Below are 20556 nucleotides of genomic sequence, written 5' to 3' on the forward strand. Positions count from 1 at the left end.
CGAGGAGGACTCCATGTTTACCGGCATCATCGAATCCATCGGCAGTATCCGCGCACTCACCCCCAAGGGCGGCGATGTGCGGGTGCATGTCGAAACCGGCAAGCTCGACCTGAGCGACGTCAAGTTGGGCGACAGCATCGCCGTGAACGGCGTCTGCCTGACTGCCGTCGAGCTGCCCGGCAATGGCTTCCTGGCTGACGTCAGCCGCGAAACCCTCGACTGTACCGCGATGAACGATCTCAAGAGTGGCAGCCCGGTCAACCTGGAAAAAGCCCTGACGCCGACCACGCGCCTCGGCGGGCACCTGGTCAGCGGCCACGTCGACGGTGTCGGCGAAGTGGTCTCGCGTACCGATAACGCCCGGGCCGTGGAGTTTCGTATCCGGGCCCCGAAAGAGCTGGCCAAGTACATCGCCCATAAAGGCTCGATCACCGTCGACGGCACCAGCCTGACGGTCAACGCGGTGGACGGCGCTGAGTTCATGCTGACGATCATCCCCCATACCCTGAGCGAAACCATCATGGCCTCGTACCGGCCTGGTCGTCGGGTCAACCTGGAGGTCGACCTGCTGGCCCGCTATCTGGAGCGTCTGCTGCTGGGCGACAAGGCCGCGGAGCCAGCAGCCGGCAATATCACTGAAAGCTTTCTGGCCGCTAACGGCTACCTCAAATCCTGACCCAAGGGGGTGCCGCGTGGCGCTCAATAGCATCGAAGAACTGGTTGAAGACATCCGCCAAGGCAAGATGGTCATCCTCATGGATGACGAAGACCGCGAGAACGAAGGCGACCTGATCATGGCCGCCGAATGCTGCAAGGCCGAACACATCAACTTCATGGCCAAGCACGCCCGTGGCCTGATCTGCATGCCGATGACCCGCGAACGCTGCGAGCTGCTGAAGCTGCCGCTGATGGCGCCGCGCAATGGCTCGGGCTTCGGCACCAAGTTCACCGTGTCCATCGAGGCCGCCGAGGGCGTGACCACCGGTATCTCCGCCGCTGACCGCGCGCGCACCGTACAAGCCGCCGCGGCCGCCGACGCCAAGGCCGAAGACATCGTCAGCCCCGGCCACATCTTCCCGTTGATGGCCCAGGCCGGCGGCACCCTGGCCCGCGCCGGCCATACCGAGGCGGCGTGCGACCTGGCGCGCATGGCCGGCTTCGAGCCCGCCGGCGTCATCTGCGAAGTGATGAACGACGACGGCACCATGTCCCGTCGCGCCGAGCTGGAAGCGTTCGCCGCCGAGCACAACATCAAGATCGGCACCATCGCCGACCTGATTCACTACCGAATGATCCACGAACGTACCGTTCAGCGGATTTCCGAGCAGCCGCTGGACAGCGAACTGGGCCAGTTCAACCTGGTGACCTACCGCGACTCGGTGGAAGGCGACGTGCACATGGCGCTGACCCTGGGCACTGTTTGTGCTGAAGAGCCGACTCTGGTCCGCGTGCATAACATGGACCCTCTACGCGACCTGCTGATGGTCAAGCAACCGGGCCGCTGGAGCCTGCGCGCGGCCATGGCCGCCGTGGCCGAGGCGGGCAGCGGCGTGGTGCTGTTGCTCGGGCATCCACTCGATGGTGACGTGCTGTTGGCCCACATCCGTGAGACCACCGAGCAGCAACCGGTGAAAAAACCGACCACCTACAGCATTGTCGGTGCCGGTTCGCAGATCCTGCGCGACCTGGGTGTGCGCAAGATGCGTCTGATGAGCGCGCCGATGAAATTTAATGCGATATCCGGTTTCGACCTGGAAGTTGTAGAATACGTGCCCTCCGAATAATGGCCCGGGATTTCCCGCCCTGTATTCGTGGCTAATATCACTGAGGAGCGCGTATCGAACGTGCTCCGGCTCTTTAAGAGATCTGACGAATGACCCTGAAGACCATCGAAGGTACCTTCATCGCCCCCAAGGGCCGCTACGCGCTGGTAGTCGGCCGTTTCAACAGCTTTGTGGTTGAAAGCCTGGTCGACGGCGCGGTGGATGCGCTGGTTCGCCATGGCGTGAGCGAAGGCGACATCACCATCATCCGTGCGCCTGGCGCCTTCGAAATCCCGCTGGTTGCGCAGAAAGTCGCCCAAAAGGGCGAATTTGCGGCAATCATCGCCCTCGGTGCGGTCATTCGTGGCGGTACTCCGCACTTCGAATACGTGGCCGGCGAATGCACCAAGGGCCTGGCCCAGGTGTCCATGGAGTTCGGCGTGCCGGTCGCTTTCGGCGTGCTGACCGTTGATTCCATCGAGCAAGCCATCGAACGTTCCGGCACCAAGGCCGGTAACAAAGGTGCCGAAGCTGCCTTGTCCGCCCTGGAAATGGTCAGCCTGCTGGCGCAGTTGGAGGCCAAGTGATTAGCGACGAGAGCGATCGTTTCAACCCGCGCGATCCAAAGCCTGCGGACGCCGGCAAGCCTTCGAAAAGCGTCAAGCGCCGCGAAGCCCGTCAGCTCGCGACCCAGGCCCTGTATCAGTGGCACATGGCCAAGCAATCGCTGAACGAGATCGAAGCGCAGTTTCGCGTCGATAACGATTTCAGTGATGTCGATGGTGCGTACTTCCGCGAGATCCTGCACGGCGTCCCCGCCCACAAGACTGAAATCGACAACGCCCTGGCACCTTGCCTGGACCTGACCATCGATGAGCTGGACCCAGTCGAGCTCGCGGTGTTGCGCTTGTCCACCTGGGAGCTGATGCAGCGCGTCGACGTGCCGTACCGCGTGGTGATCAACGAAGGGATCGAGCTAGCGAAAGTCTTCGGTTCCACCGACGGCCACAAGTTCGTCAACGGTGTGCTCGACAAGCTCGCCCCGCGCCTGCGTGAAGCCGAAGTGAAGGCGTTCAAGCGCTGATTGGCGTTTGTGACGACTGACTATGGGTGAATTCGAGCTGATCCGTAACTACTTCGCCGCTGCGCCATGCGCGCAGGGCGGCGAGGGCGTTGCGCTGGGGATCGGCGACGACTGCGCCTTGCTGGCCGTCCCTCCCGGGGAACAGCTGGCGGTTTCCACCGACACGCTGGTCGCCGGTGTGCATTTCCCGGATCCTTGCGATCCGTTCCTGCTCGGCCAGCGCTCGCTGGCCGTGGCGGTCAGTGACTTGGCCGCCATGGGCGCGAGCCCTTTCGCCTTTACCCTTGCCCTGACCTTGCCGATGGTTGCCGCCGATTGGCTGCAAGCCTATGCCCAGGGTTTGAGTCAGATGGCCCGGGCATGCGGCGTCGCGTTGGTGGGCGGCGATACCACGCGGGGGCCCCTGAGCCTGACCCTGACCGTGTTCGGCCGCGTCCCGTCCAGCCAGGCCTTGACCCGCGGCGGCGCGCAGCCCGGCGATCTGCTGTGTGTCGGCGGTGAGCTGGGCAATGCCGCCGGCGCGTTGCCGCTGGTCCTCGGCCAGCGCAGCGCTGAGCCTGCAGTCGCCGAGCCATTGCTGGGCCATTACTGGGCGCCGCGACCGCAGATCGACCTCGGCCTGGCACTGCGGGGCAAGGCCAGCGCGGCGATGGACATTTCCGACGGCCTGCTGGCCGACTGTGGGCATATCGCGGTGGCGTCCGGCGTGGCGTTGACGGTTGAACGTGACCGGCTTCCGCTGTCCAATGCACTTCTGGCGTTGCTCGGCCCGTCAGGCGCGCAACACGCCGCCCTGAGTGGTGGGGACGACTATGTATTGCTGTTCACCCTGCCGTCGGTCCGATTGTCGGCACTTCTGGCCGAAGGCTGGCCGATCCATGTGGTCGGCAGTGTCACGCAGGGGCAGGGCGTCATGCTGGTTGACGACCTTGGGCGCGACATCACCCCGCAAACACGGGGCTATCAACATTTTGGGGAGACACCGTGACAGATCATCCCAACCAGGTACCGGCCGAATTCGTTCCGCCCTCGGTCTGGCGCAATCCCTGGCATTTCCTGGCGTTCGGCTTCGGTTCGGGTACCTTGCCCAAGGCGCCGGGCACCTGGGGCTCGCTGGTTGCGCTACCCTTTATACCGTTGTGGCAGATGTTGCCGGATTGGGGCTACTGGCTGATGCTGGGCATCACCATGCTGTTCGGCTTCTGGCTGTGCGGCAAAGTGGCGGATGACCTGCGGGTACACGACCACGAAGGCATCGTCTGGGACGAAATGGTCGGCATGTGGATCACCTTGTGGCTGGTGCCTGAAGGTTGGCAATGGCTGTTGGCCGGTTTCCTGGTGTTCCGCTTCTTCGATATCCTCAAGCCATGGCCGATCCGCTGGATCGACCGGAAGGTACACGGGGGTGTCGGCATCATGCTCGACGACGTGTTGGCCGGCGTTTTTGCCTGGCTTGCAATGCAAGGGTTGGTGTGGTGTTTCACCTGAGGGAACGAGGCATGGGCGTAAGCCGCGCACTTTTGCTGTTGCTGTGTATCGGAGCGTTGTTCGGCGTTCGGGTGGCCGAGTCGGCGCCGCTGCCCGGCAAGATTCGCGCCGCCAGTGAAGAGTGGGCCGATTACACACAGGCCGATGGGCAGGGCATGGGGTGGGAGCTTTTGCGCGCGGTATTCGAGCCCGAAGGCGTCAAGCTGGAAACCCGTAGCGTGCCCTACACGCGCTCGATCGGGTTGGTGCAGCGCGGCGAGGTCGATGTGCAGGTCGGCGCCTATCGGAATGAGTCCGCAGGAGTGCTTTACCCAAAGTGGCACTACGATGTTGACCATATCTATGCCCTCGGACTGGCCTCCAAGCCGTCCCCAACGTTAGCCACCATCGGCAACTATCGACTGGTGTGGATGCGCGGCTACGAGTACGACAACTACCTGCCCAACGTACGACGTTTCAACGAAATTCATCGCGCCGTGGGAATCCTGCCGATGCTGGCCCATGACCGTGCCGATTTTTATATCGATGCTTCCATGGAGATCGAGGAGGTGCTCGCCAAGGCCGACGATCCCCAGCAATTCAAAATGTCGCCGCTGATCAATCTACCGCTGTACCTGGGCTTCGCCGACAACGAAAACGGTCGCGTGCTGCGTGCGCTGTTCGACCGACGCATGGAAGTGTTAGTGAAGAGCGGTGAGCTGAAACCGATTTTCGAGCGTTGGAATCAACCCTATCCCTTCGACGAGCACGGCAAACCACCGAAGTTGTGATCAAACTTTTCGATGGTTATGCGTGATAATTCAGCCTAAGCGCCCATCGGATCGTGCTGTTACAATGCCCGCCTCTGCGAATCTCCAGTACTAGATCAGGAGCACACCGGTGCCTGTCGTTTTTGTTGCCGCTTCCAAGCTGCCAACGCCTTTTGCTCAATTCACCATGCATGGTTTTCTCGATGAAGCCACCGGTCGCGAGCACGTCGTGCTGAGCCTGGGTGATTTCGCCGACGGCGCTCCGGTACTCGGTCGCCTGCACTCCGAATGCCTGACGGGCGATGCGTTGTTCAGCCAGCGCTGTGATTGCGGCTCGCAGCTTGAAGCCGCGCTGCAAGCCATCGCCCGTGAAGGTCGCGGCGTGCTGCTGTATTTGCGCCAGGAAGGGCGCGGCATTGGCCTGTTGAACAAGATCCGTGCCTATGAATTGCAAGACGGCGGGGCCGACACCGTGGAAGCCAACGAGCGCCTCGGCTTCGCCGCCGATTTGCGCGATTACAGCATCTGCCTGCCGATGCTGGAACACCTGGGCGTCAAGGCCTTGCGGTTGATGACCAACAACCCGCGCAAGGTCAAGGCACTGACCGACATGGGCATCGCGGTGGCTGAACGCGTGCCGCTGCACACCGGCCACAACCCTCACAACAAGCTCTACCTGGCGACCAAAGCCAGTAAACTCGACCACATGATGGGCAACGAGCACCAGGGCGAGGTCGACCGGGCGTGACGCGCGGCCAGGTTCGGCGGCGGCTGGCCGTCAGTTGGTGGCAGTACCTGGCGCTGGCCTTGCTGCCATTATTTGTGATCAACACGGTATTTGGTCAGGGCGAGGCGATCCTGCCGGTGCTGGCGATGCCGCTGTTCATCGCGGGCGTCGCGTCGATGTTTGTCAGCCTGCGGTTTTTCGGCGGCTATAAAAACGCCTTGATCGCCACGCAAAAATCCCTCGATACGCCTGGAGAACCCGAGGCCTGGATCACCCTGGCAGCCCGGCGTCGCGCAGCTTTCCTGGTGGCAGGCCTGCCGGCCTGGATTGGCGCGTTGGCGGTATTCGTCGGCCTCGAAGCGGTGCCGCTGATGCTGTTGGCGTTATCCACCGCCGTGCTGTTCTACCTGTATCGCATCCCGCGTCAGCTCGGTTGATGCGTCTCTGGCTGGCGGTCCTCCTGCTGGCCGCCAGCGCCTCGACCATGGCGGCTTCGCGCGTTGTCAGCCTGGCGCCCTCGCTTTCTGAAATAGTCGTTGAGCTGGACTCCGCTGACCTGCTGGTGGGTGTGTTGGACGGTGGTGAACGTCCGCCGGCCCTCAAAGAGCTGCCTTCCGTTGGGCGTTACGGCCAACTGGATATGGAGCGCCTGCTCAGCCTCAAGCCTGATCTGCTACTGCTTTGGCCAGGCAGCGTGGGGCCGGCCCAGCGCCAGCAGCTCAAGGCGTTGGGCATCCCGATCTACGTCGCCGAGCCCCACGATCTCGATCAACTCATTACGCAAATTCAAGATATAGCCACCCAACTCGGCCGCCCGGAGCGGGGCGTGCAGCGAGCGGCGCAACTGCGCCAGCGCCTGGAGGCGCTACGCCAACGCTACCGACGGGAGAGGCCTGTGCCGGTGTTCTATCAGGTCTGGGACCGGCCGCTGTATACCGTCGGCGGTGGGCAGATCATCAGTGACGCCTTGGCGATATGCGGCGCGCGCAATGTGTTCGCCGACCTGAGCGTACCGGCGCCGCAAGTGAGTGTGGAATCGGTACTGCAGCGCCAACCGCAGATGATCCTCGCCACGGATCAGGCACAGCTCGATGCCTGGAAAGCCTGGCCGGTGGCGCAGGGGCGACTTTTGCTGGTGGATGACAAAGGGCTGGAGCGGCCCAGTGGGCAGATGATCGAGGCGACAGCGCGGCTGTGTGGGTTGATTGCGCCCGACCGGTAGACCTCGGTGCCTTCAATAGCGAGCAAGCTCGCTCCCACAAGGATTCGTAGCGCCGCTGATTTTGGATTCACATCGAATCAAATTGTGGGAGCGAGCCTGCTCGCGATGGGGGCGGCCCAGGCACAACAGATTCTGGATCAAAATTCCGGGGTCCAGGTCACCCCAAACAACCACGCCCGACCCTCCTCCCGATACCCGTGCTCCAACCCCTCATGGCTATACAGCGCCCGGCTGTAACCTTTGTCCAACAGGTTATCCACCTTCATCTCCAACTTCACTTCCCGGCTCAGCGCCCAACTGCCGCGCAACCCGAGCAGGGCATAGCCGCTCAGGGCATTGCGGTTGTTTTCGTCGTCATAGCTGCTGCTCACCGCTTGCCAGGTGGCGCCGAAACCCAGGCGATCGAATTGTCGGTCCAGGTCCAGGCTCAACGTGCGACGAGCGCGGCGGGCCAGGGTGTGGCCGCTGTCACGGTCCCGTGGGTCGATGAAGGCCAGGCCCAGGTTGCCCTGCCAACCGAACAATTCCTGCCGCAAGGCCGCTTCGAAACCATTGATCCGCGCCGACGCAACGTTCTGCGGGCGTGAGCCGCTGCCGAAGATGATCGCGTCCTCCAGGTCCGTGCGGTACAGCGAAGCCTCCAGGCGGGCGCTGTCGCTAAGTTGGCTGCGCCATTGCACTTCGTAGCTCTTGGCCGTTTCGGGTTTCAGGTCTGGGTTGCTGAAGTCCGGGTAATACAAGTCGTTGAATGTGGGGGCGCGAAAGCTTTCGCTGTAGGTCAGCAATACGTCGTTGTCCGAGTTCACTGGCAAGGTGAAGGTGCCGCTCCAACTGTTCTGGCCACCAAATTGCTGGTTCTGGTCGCGGCGCAGGCCCAACTCTGTCGAGAAGGTTTCGGCCTGGTAGCGATGCTGGATAAACGCCGCGCGGTTCCAGCGGCTGTCTTCCTCGAACGGCGTGCTGCTGTTGACCCGGTCTTGATACCAGTCGCCGCCCACGATCAGGCTGTTGCGCTCGTCCAGTGTCACGTCGTTCTGCCAATTCACCGAATCGCGGTAGGTGTTGAAGACTTCGCGAACATCACTGAGCTTGTCGAACGTTTTCTCACGGTTCTCGCTGTGGCTCAGTTCGAGGCGGGACGTCCAGGCGTCGTTGATCCGAGCGTTCGCGTAACTGCTGAAACTGCTTACCGCAAACTCGCTGTACGGCTGCTGGGGCAAGGACTCGAAGGTGCTGGGGTCGAAGCGGCCGAACGGGTTGTCGTATTCACTTTTGCCACGGTTATCCAGCAGGTTCAGGCCGAGCTCCAGATCGTCGCTGGCGGCATGGCTCAAGCTCAGGCTGAAGGACCGGTTGCGGTTGGCGTCGGCGTCTCGGTCGCTGGCGTAGGACTCGTGGGTCCGATTGCTTCCTGCGGTTTCGTCCAGGCTGGCGCCGAGGTTGAAACGCGTCTGCTCGTCGCCTCCGGACATGCCCACGCTGCGCTCCCAGGTCTGGTGGCTGCCAATACCCAGGCGCAGGCGTGGTCGCAGCCCTTGATCGTTGCCGCGCCGTGTGAAGATCTGGATCACCCCGCCCACCGCATCGGCGCCGTAGATCACCGAGCGCGAGCCACGCAACACTTCTACCCGCTCGATCTGGTTGATATTCAGGCGTTGCAGGTTGCTGTCGCCAGAGGTGGCGTTGCCGATGCGCTGGCCGTCCACCAACACCAGGCTCTGGGCCGACTTGGTGCCGCGGATGTAAATCCCCGGCAGGCTGCCGCGCCCGCCCAATGGCGCCACTTGCACGCCCGGCACGCGGCTGAGCAAGTCGGTGACACTGGCCGGTTGCAGGCGGTCGATGTCGTCACGGGTGAATACCGTGTTGGCGGCGCTGCTGTCGTTGCGGGCCTCTACCTGGCGGTTGGCGCTGATGAGGATGTCGGGCAGCTTGAGGGCTTGGTCGCGTTCGAAGGTATTGGCCAGCAGGTCGGGGGTGGGGAGCAGGGAGAGGGCGAGGGCGAGGCGGCGTTTCATCGGTGTTCCATGATTTCGTGGTCCACACAGAAACCAATGTGGGAGCGAGCCTGCTCGCGATAGCGGTAGGTCAGTCAGCACGGCATCGACTGGTCTACCGCTACCGCGAGCAGGCTCGCTCCCACAGGGGGGCCGTGTGGTCTGAAGAGTTACAGGCCCAACAGCTGCAACCGCAGTCGCACCGCCGCTTCGATCCCCGCCTCGTCCAGCCCGCATTCGGCCAGCATTTGCGCAGGCTTGGCGTGTTCGACGTAGAGATCCGGCAGCCCAAGGTGCAGTACCGACTTGAGGATGTTTTCCCGCGCCAGGAATTCGCTGACCGCGGCGCCGGCACCACCCATGATGGCGTTTTCCTCGATGGTCACCAGCAGTTCGTGGCTGTCGGCCATCTCGCGCACCAGGTCTTCGTCGAGGGGTTTGACAAAGCGCATGTCCACCACGGTGGCATCAAGCTTTTCGGCGGCTTTCAGGGCTTCGGCCAACTGCACGCCAAACACCAACAGGGCCGCTTGCTTGCCTCGACGGCGGATCACGCCCTTGCCGATCTCGATGGGCTCAAGGTCAGCCTCGATCGTCGCGTTCGGGCCGGTGCCGCGAGGGTAGCGCACTGCCGCCGGGCCATTGAACAGGTGGCCGGTGGTGAGCATCTTGCGCAATTCGTTTTCATCGCTCGGCGTCATCACCAACATGCCGGGGATGCAGCGCAAGTAGGACAAGTCGAAGCTGCCGGCGTGGGTCGGGCCGTCTTCGCCCACCAGCCCGGCGCGGTCGATGGCGAACAGCACATCGAGGTTCTGCACAGCCACGTCGTGGACGAGTTGGTCATAGCCGCGCTGAAGGAAAGTCGAATAGATTGCCACCACCGGCTTGGCGCCTTCGCAGGCCATGCCGGCCGCAAGGGTCACGGCATGTTGTTCGGCAATCGCTACGTCGAAATAACGCTGCGGGTAGCGTTCGCTGAACGCCACCAGGTCGGAGCCTTCCTTCATCGCCGGGGTAATGCCCACCAGGCGCGGGTCGGCGGCGGCCATGTCGCACAGCCATTGGCCGAACACGCCGGAATATTTCGGCCCACCGATCTTTTTCGGCGCGGCGGCCGGGGCATCCAGGGGTTCAAGCTTGGTGATGGCGTGGTAACCGATCGGGTCGACTTCCGCCGGGGCGAAGCCTTTGCCTTTCTTGGTGACCACGTGCAGGAACTGCGGGCCTTTGAGATCGCGCATATTGCGCAGGGTGGCGATCAGCGTGGGCAGGTCATGGCCGTCGATGGGGCCGATGTAGTTCCAGCCCAGCTCCTCGAACAGCGTGCCGGGCACCAGCATGCCCTTGGCATATTCTTCGGTGCGTCGGGCGATTTCCCAGGCGCCCGGCAGGCGCGACAGGACCTTCTTGCTGCCTTCGCGCATGCTGGCGTAGGTGCGGCTCGAGAGGATCTTCGCCAGGTAATTGGACAATCCGCCAACGTTGCGCGAGATCGACATGTCATTGTCGTTCAGTATCACCAGCATGTTGGCGTTGACCTCCGGCGCATGGTTCAGCGCCTCGAAGGCCATGCCTGCGGTCAGTGCACCGTCGCCGATCACGGCAATCGCCTTGCGCTCGCTGTTTTGCAGGCGGGCGGCAATCGCCATGCCCAGGGCGGCGCTGATGGAGGTGCTGGAGTGACCGACGCCAAAGGTGTCGTATTCGCTCTCGGAGCGGCGCGGAAAGGCGGCGACACCGTCCTTCTGGCGCAACGTGCCCATGCGGTCGCGACGACCGGTGAGGATCTTGTGCGGATACGCCTGGTGCCCGACGTCCCACACCAACCGGTCGTCCGGTGTGTCGAAGACGTAGTGCAACGCGATGGTCAGCTCGATGACACCCAGGCCCGCGCCAAAGTGCCCACCGGTCTGGCCGACCGTGTAGAGCAGTTCCAGGCGCAACTCATCGGCCAGGGTCTCCAGCTCGGCTTCACCCAGTCGACGCAGGCCGTCCGGCGTGTTGGCGCGGTCCAGCAGGGGCGTGGTCGGGCGTGTGCGGGGGATCTCTTGAAACGTCGTGGGCATCAGGCGAATCGTTATAGGTATAGAAAGAGGCGGCAGTTTACCTTATGCATCGCAAGCTGCCCACGCGTCGGCCGGAACTTGGCCGATACGCACTTAAATGGGTTGACCGTGGATCAGCTGCGTCGTTCGACGATATAACGCGCCAGATCGCGCAACGGTTCGGCCGCCGCGTCAAAGGGTCGCAGCGCGGCCAGGGCCTGGTCGCGCAGTTCCAGGGCGTAGGCCTTGGCTGCATCGAGGCCGAGCAAGGCCGGATAGGTCGGCTTGTCGCGCGCAATGTCGGCGCCCTGGCGCTTGCCCAGGGTCTGGGTATCGCTTTCGACGTCGAGGATATCGTCCTGAACCTGGAACGCCAGGCCGATGGCCCGGGCGTAGGTCTGCAAGGCTTGCAGTTGTTCCGGCGTGGCCCGGCCGCTGGCCAGGGCGCCGAGCCGGACGCTGGCCTCGATCAGAGCGCCGGTCTTGTGCCGGTGCATGTATTCCAGCGCGCTCTGATCCAGCTTCAGGCCCACCGAACCCAAGTCGATGGCCTGGCCACCCACCATGCCGGCCGGGCCCGCCGCCAACGCCAGGGCGCTGACCATGTCCAGGCGAACCTGCGCCGGGCATTCGCTCAGGGTCGGGTCCAGCAGGGCGCTGAAAGCGAGGCTCTGCAAACCGTCGCCCGCAAGAATTGCGCAGGCTTCGTCGAATTTCTTGTGGGTTGTCGGCTGGCCGCGACGCAGGTCGTCGTCGTCCATGGCGGGCAGGTCGTCATGCACCAGGGAATAGGCATGGATCAGCTCGACCGCGCAGGCCGCGCCGTTGGCCTGCTCGGCCACGCCGCCAAGGGCTTCGCACGCGGCATAGGCCAGCAGCGGGCGCACACGCTTGCCGCCGTTCATCACGCTGTAGCGCATGGCTTCGTACAGGCGCGCCAGTTCCGGGCTCGGGGCGCTGAACAGGGTCTCCAGTGCAGCATTGACCCGGGCCTGGCTGCTGGCCTGATAGGCGCCGATCATTCAGGCTGTTCCGCGTCGAAAGGTTCTTCGGTCAGCTCGCCGTCGCGTTCGAGCAGCAATTGTACCTTCTGCTCGGCCTGGGCCAGCGCTGCCTGGCAGTCGCGAGTCAAGCCGATACCTTGCTCGAAAGCAGTCAGCGAGTCTTCCAGCGACAGTTCGCCGTTCTCCAGGCGTTCGACCAGCGTCTGCAGGTCGGCCAGAGATTGTTCGAAATCCAATGCAGCTTTTTTGCGGGCCATGGCGGCTATTCCGGTTGACTGTTAAACCGGCGCGACACTAGCAGACAAGGGGTGCTCGGGCAAATCAGGGCGGGGTAATGCGGGCTATGATCCAGTGCTTTTGTGGCGAGGGAGCCTGCTCCCGCTCGAGCGCGCAGCGGTCGCAAACTGGATCAACCCGGCGGGTTTGGGGCTGCTGCGCAGCCCAGCGGGAGCAAGCTCCCTCGCCACGGGATTTCGTCAGAAGTGACGTCGGGTTCCGTATTCGGCTCATTTCGTGAGCCGAATAAATTCCCTATTCGGCTCACATCAGCTTCGATACGTGATTTCCCACACAGAATCGCGCGTCCCCCGATTGTGAAAAATCCGTCAAATGGCTACTCTTCGCGCCATCTACGGCCCTCTTGCGACGGGGCCTTCAGACGAAACCCGAACAATGACAAGCAGCGCCGAGGAAGGGCGCCGGGTTGCGTCGTGCATGGCAGGAGGCATAGTGCGTTTTCTTTCATTGTTGATCGTGCTGCTCGGCGCGCCGCTGGCGTGGGCCGGGCCTTCGGCTGAAATGTCGGAGCCGGTCGGCGGCTGGCGTTACCACGGCTTGCTCGATCGCACGCAAAACCCGCAAGTCGCCTACCCCACGCCACCGATCGATCGGGGCGTGCAGCGCAACCGCACGATGATCGAAGGCCGGATCAAGGACATGGGCACGGCGCGCCAGCCCCATAGCCTGTCGGTCAACGGCAACCCGCTGAATCTCTACACCGATGACGAGGGGCGTTTCGCCCGGCCGTACGCGTTTGGCGCCGGTTCCAACAGCGTCGAGGTGCGCAGCTCCGAAGGCCAGTCCCTCAAGCGCGTGCAATTCTATGAAGCCAACAACTTGCGCACTCCGGCGCAAATCCGCGTGGTGCTGGGCTGGGACGATCCGAAAGCCGAACTCGACCTGCATATCGTCACACCCGACGGCCAACATGCTTTTTTCGGCCGGCCGGCCCTGACCAACGGCGGCGGCCTCGACCCGGACGGCGTCGACGGCCCCGGCCCCGAGATGTTCACCATGACCGCACCCATGCACGGCACTTACCTGGTGTACGTGAACTATTGGGGCAACTACGGCAGCGGCGGCTACAACTTCGACGAAGCCAGCAACCAGAACGAGGTAATCACCTCGCAGATCAACCTGGTGCTCAACGAAAACACCGTCGATGAAAAACGCGAAACCTTTGTCGTGCCCCTGCGCGCCATTGGCGATCTGCTGCTGGTCAAGACGTTCAACTACTAAGTACTCCGCTCCACGGATGAATAGGCCCTTGTGAATATGAGCGACAACACTGCTTCCCCGACCACGCCGACACCTGTCGCCAAACCTGGGCGCCGTTGGCCGGCGATTCTGATCGGGCTGTGCCTGGTGGCCGGCGCTGCCGCCGGGTTGGGCTGGTTCATGACCAAGCCCAAGGCCCCGCCCATGGCGCTGGCGTTGGAAAAACTCGGCGTGAGTCGTCCCGACGGCTTGATCGAGGCGCATTCCCTGAGTCAGTTGCCCAAGGACCTGTTAACGGTGCCGTTTCTCAAGGCCACGCTCACCGAAGATTTTGTCTTCTATTACGAAGCCCACGCCGACCGTCTCGGCCTGATCGGCAGCCTGCGCCGGATCATCTACGAGCATGACCTCAAGCTGCAGGACAGCCTGATCGAGCAGCTTTTCGACCAGCCGGCGGACGTGGCCTTGTGGCGCGGGGCGGACGGTCGTCTCAAGGATTTCCTGCTGGTGATGGATCGCGGCGGGTTGGCCAAGGTCCTGGAACCGCTGGCGAAAGTCGCCCTGGATGACACCCAGTTGAGCAAGCTCGGCGACCTGAAGGTGAGCGGCGATGAGGTCGCGCTCTATCAGCTGAGCTATAACGCCAGCAAATCCCTGGTTTTCGCCTCCCACGGCGACAAACTCGTCGTGCTCTCCAACCCGAGCAAGCTGTACGACCAAGGCCATGGCCCTACCGATGAAGCCGGCATGGTTTCGACCCAGGCCTTAGAAGCCCTGCTGGCGGGGGAAAAACTCTTCCCCGAAGCATTCGGCCTGGCGGCCAAGGCACCCGAGGTCAAGCAGCGCATCTCAGTCAACGCCAGTGTGCTTGCCATGGGCTACCAGCGTTTCATCCCGAACTTCGCCGGCTTGCGCTTCGACATGGACGACAAGGGCTGGCACAGCTTTTTGGCCATGGACGAACTGGAAAACCAGCCGGACTTCGATTTCAAACCGATCTGGCAAGCCATGCCCATGGGCGCCAGCGCCTGCGTAGCGTTGCCCCTGGCCGCCGAGCAGCAGAAACCGTTGCTGGTGAAACTGGGCGCCGAGGAAAAAGCCGCCCAGGCCATGGTTGATCATGTGGCGGGCGCGGCGGGCCTGTGCTGGTACGCCGATTCTCGCCTGTACACGCCATTGCTGGTGGCGAGCCTGAACGAAGACGATGGCAAGCTCGACGCCGATTTGGGCAACCTGTTTGGTTCGATGGTGGGGGCATATGAAAACAATGTCGCTGAACACGCGTTCCCGGTGGTAGAGAAACAACAAGGTTCGATGCACCAATGGCAACGCCAGGTCAGCACCAACTTCGGCCCTTACGCGGCCAAAGAGGCGGAGCAGCCTGAAGCGATCACCGGCAAGGCGTTCATGCGCGTGAGCCTGGCGCGCCACGGTTCGACGTTGCTGTTCTCCCTTGATGACAAGCTGGTCGACAAAGCCCTCGGTACCCTCGACAAGCGCTTCCCGCCCATGGCCGACGTGGTGCCCAAGGACTTGCTGATGCCGGTCTACTTCGGCCCGGATTCCATGGCGCAACTGATGCAACGCGAAACCCTCGACAGCCTGCCTCAAGACATGGAGCCGGTGTTCTACAACGCGGCGCAAACCTATCTGATCCCTAAACTGCGCACCCTCGGCGGCTACGGCAAATACGCTCTGACATTGCCTGAAGGCAGCGAGCCGGACGGTCGCTGGCAGTGGTTGCCGCTGGAATGGAAAGCGCTGTGACGGGATTGATCCGCAACCGCGCATGGGCGTTGCTGCTGGCTTTGCTGCTCGGCGGGCCGGCGCTTGCCGTCGAGGCGCCGGCGCTGGATGCACAGCAATCCCAGGTCTTTCGCGCCTGGTTCGTGCGCATCGCCCAGGAACAGCTGACCAAAGGCCCGAGCCCGCGCTGGTACCAGCAGGACTGCGCCGGACTGGTGCGTTTCGCGGCCAACGAAGCGCTAAAGGTCCACGATGAAAAATGGCTGCGCAGCAATGGCTTGTCCAATCGCTACCTGCCGCCGGAACTGCCCCTCAGCGATGCGCAACGGCGTCTCGCCCAGCAATGGCAACAGGGCGGCGGCAAGATCGGGCCCTACGTCAATGCGATCAAGCTGATCCAGTTCAACAGCCGCCTGGTGGGCCGGGATGTCACCCAGGCCCGCCCCGGCGACCTGATGTTCTTCGATCAGGGCGACGACCAACACTTGATGATCTGGATGGGCCGCTACATCGCCTATCACACCGGCACCACCACCCCAACCGACAACGGCATGCGCTCCGCAAGCCTGCAACAACTCATGAACTGGAAGGACACCCGATGGATACCCGACGCAGCCAACCCCAACTTCATCGGCGTCTATCGACTCAACTTTCTCACCCAATGACCGGTGCCCGCATGCTGCGCTTGTGTTCGAAACTGCCCCTGCTGTTTGCTCTGTTGTTGGCGCCCCTCGTGAATGCCGAAGACACCGTGGAGCCCAGTGGCTATACGCCGGTGTCCGGTGAAAGCTTTTTCCTGCTGGCCGACAGCAGCTTCGCCAGCGACGAGCAGGCGATGGTCCGCCTCGAAGCCCCGGGGCGTGATTACCGACGGTTTCGCATGGAGCCCTACGGCGGTGCTGATATCCGGGTCTATCGGATCGAAAAGCCGTTGGAGTTCCTCAAGCGCCAAAAGAACCTGCACCGGGTGGTCAGCGACGGCCAGTTCAAGGGTGAAGGCCTGTCCAACACCCTCGCGTACCTGTGGGACAACTGGTACCGCAAATCCCGTCGCGTGATGCAGCGGGCGTTCTCCTACGAATCCCGCCAGCAGGTTACCGAAGAGGTGCCGGAGCTGAAGATCGGCAACGCCCTGATCGCGCCGACGCCATACGATGCGCCGGCACAATTCGCCTTGATCCCCGGTTTGCCGGTGGTCAGCCAGTTCCGCTATCCGCTGTGGCAGGCCAAGCCGATCCAGCCGCCAGCCGGCGTCAACCTGGCCGGTTCGTCCAGCGAGTTCGTCAGCGTCGCGCCGGGTAACGTCTACGTGCCGTTGGGGCAGTTGAAACCGGGCCTGTACCTGGTGGAAGCGCTGATTGGCAAATACCGCGCGACCACCATGGTTTTCGTGTCCAACACCGTGGCCGTAAGCAAGATCGCCGGTGACGAATTGCTGGTCTGGGCCGCGCGCAAGCATGAAGGGCGCTCGGTACCCAAGGTCAATGTGCTGTGGACCGACGGCCTGGGCGTGATGAGCAGCGGTGCCACTGATGAAGACGGCCTGGTGCGTCTCAAGCACGTCAGCCCGGAGCGTTCGTTTGTCATCGGTGAAGACGAAGAGGGCGGAGTATTCGTCTCGGAAAACTTTTACTACGACAGCGAAATCTACGACACCAAGCTCTACGCCTTCACTGACCGGCCGCTGTACCGGCCAGGAGATTGGGTGTCGCTGAAAATCGTCGGTCGCGAGTTCAAGAACGCCCGCGACTCGGTGCAACCAGCGGCCGCGGACGTCAACGTCAGCGTGCTCGATGCCACCGGCACGGCGTTGCAAACCCTGGCCCTGAAGCTCGATTCCAAGGCCGGTACACAAGGTCGTTTCCAACTGCCGGAAAATGCCGTGGCCGGTGGTTATGAATTGCGCTTCAGCTACAAGGACCAGCTCTACAGCAGCGCCTTCCGCGTGGCCGAATACATCAAGCCGCATTTCGAGATCGCGCTGAACCTGGCCAAGCAGGATTACCGCACCGGTGAGCCGGTCAAGGGCAATCTGGTGCTGCTGTACCCGGACGGCAAGCCAGTGGCGAACGCCAAGGTCAGCCTGAGCCTGCGGGCCCAGCAGTTGTCGATGGTGGATAACGAGCTGCAATACCTTGGGCAATTCCCGGTCGAGCTGACCAGCAGCGAAGTGACCACCGATGACAAGGGCAACGCCACGCTCGATTTGCCGGCCGCCGACAAACCGAGCCGCTACACGCTCACGGTGTTCGCCAGTGATGGCGCGGCGTATCGGGTCAAGACCACCAAGGAAATCCTCATCGACCGCGGCGCGGCGAATTTCCGCCTGGGCGCGCCTCGACGTTTCAGCGCAGCCGGCGAGAAAGTCGCGTTCAGCTACGCCAACGAAGGGGGCAGCGAACAAAGCAAGGCCGTGACACCGGGCAGCTACGCCTGGGTGCGTCTGGAAGACCAGACCACCGGCGAAGGCAAGCTCGCCGCCAACGACAAGGGCTTCAGCCTGACCTTCGACCGTCCCGGCACCTACAACCTCACGCTCAAGGACGACCATGGCCGGGCCATCGGCGCGACCAGCCATGCGGTGACGGGCGAAGGCATCAAGGCCGTGCCGGGCACGGTCGAAATCGTCCTCGATAAAGCCGAGTACAAGACGGGTGACGAAGCCCTGGCGCTGATCACCTTCCCGGAGCCGGTCAGCGACGCGCTATTGTCACTGGAGCGGGACAAGGTCGAGGCCACCGCGATGCTCTCCAAGGGCGCCGACTGGCTGAAGATGGAAAAACTCAGCGATACCCAGTACCGCGCACGCATCGCCGTGAAGGATCATTTCGCGCCGAACCTGACCTTCTCCGTGCTGTACACCAAGGGCGGCCAGTACAGTTTCCAGAACGCAGGCATCAAGGTCGTCGCGCCGCAGATCGACGTAGCGATCACCACCGACAAAGCGACCTATCGCCCCGGCGACACGGTGACCGTCGACCTGGGCACCCAGTTCGCAGGCAAGGCGATCCCGGCGCACCTGACCGTCAGCGTTGTCGATGAGATGGTCTACGCGCTGCAACCGGAAGTCGCGCCAACCATCGACCAATTCTTCTATCACCCGCGCCGCAACAACGTGCGCACCAGCGCCAGCCTGTCGTTCATCAGCTACGACGTGGCACTGCCAGGCAGCCCCGGCGCGCCGGGCAAGGCCAACCGCAGCGAGCGTGGGGTCAAGGTGCTGGAGCGGCCGCGTCGCGAAGACGTCGACACCGCCGCCTGGCAACCGGAGCTGGTCACCGACGCCAACGGCAAGGCCCGCTTTACCTTCAAAATGCCGGACTCGTTGACCCGCTGGCGCATCACCGCCAAGGCAATCGCGGACGACGGCCAGGTCGGTCAGAAGAAGCAATTCATCGCGTCGGAAAAACCGCTGTACCTGAAGTGGAGCGGCCCGACCCGCTTCCGTGTGGGCGACAAGCCGCAATTGGGCCTGTTCGCTTTCAGCCAGTCCGAGAAACCTTTGAAAGCCGAGCTGCTGATCCGCTGCGCCGGCGCCGAACAGCGCGTGGTGGCGGAACTGAAAAATGGCATCAACTACGTAGCGTTGCCGGCCCTGGAACTGAGCAGCGGCGACTTGAGCGTCCAGTTGCAGTTGAACGGTGAGACCCAGGACGCCCTGGCCATGCACCTCAATGCCATCGGCAACGGTTGGCAAGTCACCCAGAGCCAGCGCCTCGATGTGGCCGGCGGCGACACACCACTGAACCTGCCGGCCGACGCCAGCGATATCCGCCTGCGCCTGGACGATAGCCCGCAAGCGCTTTTCCGTTCGGCCCTGGACGAATTGCTGAGCTACCCGTACGGCGGCGTCGAGCAGACGGCCAGCCGCCTGTTGCCATTGAGCATCGCGTATCCGACCCTGGCGTCGAACCCGCAGATCCGCGACCGCTTGCGGTTGATCATGCAGAACAGCCGCTTGCGCCTGGTGCAGATGGCCGGGCCGTCGGCGAGCTTCACCTGGTGGGGCCAGGACGGCGAGCCGGATGCATTCCTCACCGCTTATGCCTATTACGCCGACTGGCACGCCAGCAAGGCTTTGGACCTGAACCTGCCGGCGGAACACTGGCAGCGGGTGCTGGAGGTCTATGCCAAGCAGGCCGCTGACACGCCGCTGTTGCAGCGGGCGTTGATCCTGTCGTTCGCCAAGCAGATGCAACTGCCGGTGAATACCTTGCTCAGCGGGCTGATGGACGACCTGGCGAAAGCCAGTGAAGACAGCACCGAGAGCGTGCTGGACAGCGGTGAAGACAGCCTGGTCATGTACGCGCCGGATTCGGCCCTCGGCCTGGCCAGCGCCCGGGTGCTGACCGCATCCCTCGCCAAGCAGGCGAAGGTGCCGTTGCCCGCAGCGTTCAGCCGTCAGGCCGAGGCCGCGCAACAGCAGTTGGAGCTGAGCTCGCAGCCGTTCGTGGAAGCACTGCTGCTGTCGTTGCAGGGCTTCGATCAGGCCCGCGCCAGTGCATTGCTGGAGCGCGTGCTGCCGCAGCAATCCACCTTGGAACGCGCGTTGGCCCTGACCTGGCTGCAACGCAGCATCGAACAGGCCGCGCCGGCCGTGGCATTGACGCCGGGCGAAGGTTGGAAAGCCCAGCAAGGCGCCACGGGTGAAACCTACTGGCAATGGCAGGGCGCGCAGTTGCCGACCTTGCTGACGCTCAGCGGCGCCCAGGAGCGTCCGTTGCAAGCGGCATTGAGCTTCCAGAGTCAGCAAGCGCCCGTCGCGCCGATGGCGGTGTCCATCACCCGTCGCCTGTCGCGCCTGGTGCCGGGCGACGAGGCTTTCACGTTCAAGCTTGAAGCCGTGGGCAACAAGCCGTTGTCCAGCGACGCCCTCTACCTGGATGAAGTGATCATCAACAGCAAGGCCGCGACACCGCTGCGCTACGGCATGCTCGAAGTGCCGTTGCCACCGGGCGCCGATGTGGAGCGCACCACGTGGGGCATCCAGTTGATGGGCAAGGCCGACAGCGAGCCAACTTCCCTGGAAAAGGCGCGCTTCGAGCCGGGCCAGATGGCCTACGCGGTACCGGTCGATGCCCTCAGTGGCGAGTTGCGCCTGCGACATTTGGTGCGCTTCTCCCAGAAGGGTCAGTTCACCTTGCCGCCGGTGCGTTTCACCCAGGTCTATGCGCCACAGAACCAGGCGCGGGAACAGAAACCGGCGCTGGGTCAGGTGACGGTCAACTGAC

General features: G+C 63.1%; 18 protein-coding genes. 14 read left to right on the forward strand and 4 right to left on the reverse strand.

The window, feature by feature from the left end:
- Positions 1–13 precede the first annotated feature (13 nt).
- The 10 genes from M1D68_RS03075 to M1D68_RS03120 all read left to right on the forward strand — a co-directional run bounded on the left by M1D68_RS03075 (position 14) and on the right by M1D68_RS03120 (position 7033).
- Positions 14–676, forward strand: coding sequence for a riboflavin synthase (locus tag M1D68_RS03075; protein ID WP_420767552.1), 663 nt, complete (start codon positions 14–16; stop codon positions 674–676).
- A 16-nt stretch (positions 677–692) separates the two neighbouring features.
- Positions 693–1784 (forward strand): bifunctional 3,4-dihydroxy-2-butanone-4-phosphate synthase/GTP cyclohydrolase II, encoded by a 1092-nt coding sequence (ribBA, locus tag M1D68_RS03080; protein ID WP_420767553.1) that lies wholly within the window; start codon positions 693–695, stop codon positions 1782–1784.
- Between the two features lie 89 nt (positions 1785–1873).
- The gene (gene ribH / locus M1D68_RS03085) at positions 1874–2350 is read left to right on the forward strand and encodes a 6,7-dimethyl-8-ribityllumazine synthase (RefSeq protein WP_039594266.1); all 477 of its coding nucleotides are present in this window, start codon (positions 1874–1876) and stop codon (positions 2348–2350) included.
- Positions 2347–2847 (forward strand): transcription antitermination factor NusB, encoded by a 501-nt coding sequence (nusB, locus tag M1D68_RS03090; protein WP_039594265.1) that lies wholly within the window; start codon positions 2347–2349, stop codon positions 2845–2847. Before ribH ends, nusB begins: the two co-directional genes overlap by 4 nt.
- A gap of 22 nt (positions 2848–2869) precedes the next feature.
- A complete protein-coding gene (thiL, locus tag M1D68_RS03095) occupies positions 2870–3835 on the forward strand; it encodes a thiamine-phosphate kinase (RefSeq protein WP_434562076.1) in 966 nt (321 codons plus the stop codon).
- Complete coding sequence (locus M1D68_RS03100; protein WP_420767555.1) at positions 3832–4335, forward strand: phosphatidylglycerophosphatase A family protein; 504 nt, start codon at positions 3832–3834, stop codon at positions 4333–4335. Before thiL ends, M1D68_RS03100 begins: the two co-directional genes overlap by 4 nt.
- A gap of 11 nt (positions 4336–4346) precedes the next feature.
- Positions 4347–5105: a substrate-binding periplasmic protein gene (locus M1D68_RS03105; RefSeq protein WP_420767556.1), complete on the forward strand. Its 759-nt coding sequence runs from the start codon at positions 4347–4349 to the stop codon at positions 5103–5105.
- Between the two features lie 109 nt (positions 5106–5214).
- Positions 5215–5832, forward strand: a complete 618-nt coding sequence (ribA, locus tag M1D68_RS03110) for a GTP cyclohydrolase II (RefSeq protein ID WP_420767557.1) — start codon at positions 5215–5217, stop codon at positions 5830–5832.
- Positions 5829–6248: an MFS transporter gene (locus tag M1D68_RS03115; RefSeq protein WP_457969246.1), complete on the forward strand. Its 420-nt coding sequence runs from the start codon at positions 5829–5831 to the stop codon at positions 6246–6248. The genes ribA and M1D68_RS03115 overlap by 4 nt, the downstream gene beginning before the upstream one ends.
- Positions 6248–7033, forward strand: coding sequence for a cobalamin-binding protein (locus M1D68_RS03120; protein WP_420767559.1), 786 nt, complete (start codon positions 6248–6250; stop codon positions 7031–7033). Before M1D68_RS03115 ends, M1D68_RS03120 begins: the two co-directional genes overlap by 1 nt.
- A 137-nt stretch (positions 7034–7170) precedes the next feature.
- On the opposite strand, the gene M1D68_RS03125 is transcribed toward M1D68_RS03120, so the two are convergent.
- The 4 genes from M1D68_RS03125 to M1D68_RS03140 form a co-directional block, all read right to left on the reverse strand.
- Positions 7171–9051, reverse strand: a complete 1881-nt coding sequence (locus M1D68_RS03125; protein ID WP_457969248.1) for a TonB-dependent receptor domain-containing protein — start codon at positions 9049–9051, stop codon at positions 7171–7173.
- 149 nt (positions 9052–9200) lie between these two features.
- On the reverse strand, positions 9201–11099 hold the full coding sequence (gene dxs, locus M1D68_RS03130; protein ID WP_457969249.1) for a 1-deoxy-D-xylulose-5-phosphate synthase: 1899 nt from the start codon (positions 11097–11099) through the stop codon (positions 9201–9203).
- 113 nt (positions 11100–11212) lie between these two features.
- On the reverse strand, positions 11213–12100 hold the full coding sequence (gene ispA / locus M1D68_RS03135; RefSeq protein ID WP_420767562.1) for a (2E,6E)-farnesyl diphosphate synthase: 888 nt from the start codon (positions 12098–12100) through the stop codon (positions 11213–11215).
- Positions 12097–12339 carry an exodeoxyribonuclease VII small subunit gene (locus M1D68_RS03140; protein WP_003185917.1) on the reverse strand — a complete coding sequence of 81 codons (243 nt, stop codon included), beginning with the start codon at positions 12337–12339 and terminating at the stop codon, positions 12097–12099. Before M1D68_RS03140 ends, ispA begins: the two co-directional genes overlap by 4 nt.
- 469 nt (positions 12340–12808) lie before the next feature.
- Here M1D68_RS03140 and M1D68_RS03145 point away from each other — a divergent pair, with 469 nt between their 5' ends.
- The 4 genes from M1D68_RS03145 to M1D68_RS03160 are packed head-to-tail and all read left to right on the forward strand — an operon-like array spanning position 12809 to position 20555.
- A complete protein-coding gene (locus M1D68_RS03145; protein ID WP_420767584.1) occupies positions 12809–13600 on the forward strand; it encodes a YfaP family protein in 792 nt (263 codons plus the stop codon).
- Between the two features lie 36 nt (positions 13601–13636).
- Positions 13637–15346 (forward strand): DUF2138 domain-containing protein, encoded by a 1710-nt coding sequence (locus M1D68_RS03150; protein ID WP_457969251.1) that lies wholly within the window; start codon positions 13637–13639, stop codon positions 15344–15346.
- Positions 15331–15990 (forward strand): DUF1175 domain-containing protein, encoded by a 660-nt coding sequence (locus M1D68_RS03155; protein WP_420767564.1) that lies wholly within the window; start codon positions 15331–15333, stop codon positions 15988–15990. The genes M1D68_RS03150 and M1D68_RS03155 overlap by 16 nt, the downstream gene beginning before the upstream one ends.
- Positions 15987–20555, forward strand: a complete 4569-nt coding sequence (locus tag M1D68_RS03160) for an alpha-2-macroglobulin family protein (protein WP_457970675.1) — start codon at positions 15987–15989, stop codon at positions 20553–20555. Before M1D68_RS03155 ends, M1D68_RS03160 begins: the two co-directional genes overlap by 4 nt.
- Position 20556: the final 1 nt, after the last annotated feature.

Source organism: Pseudomonas sp. R4-84 (assembly GCF_054130985.1).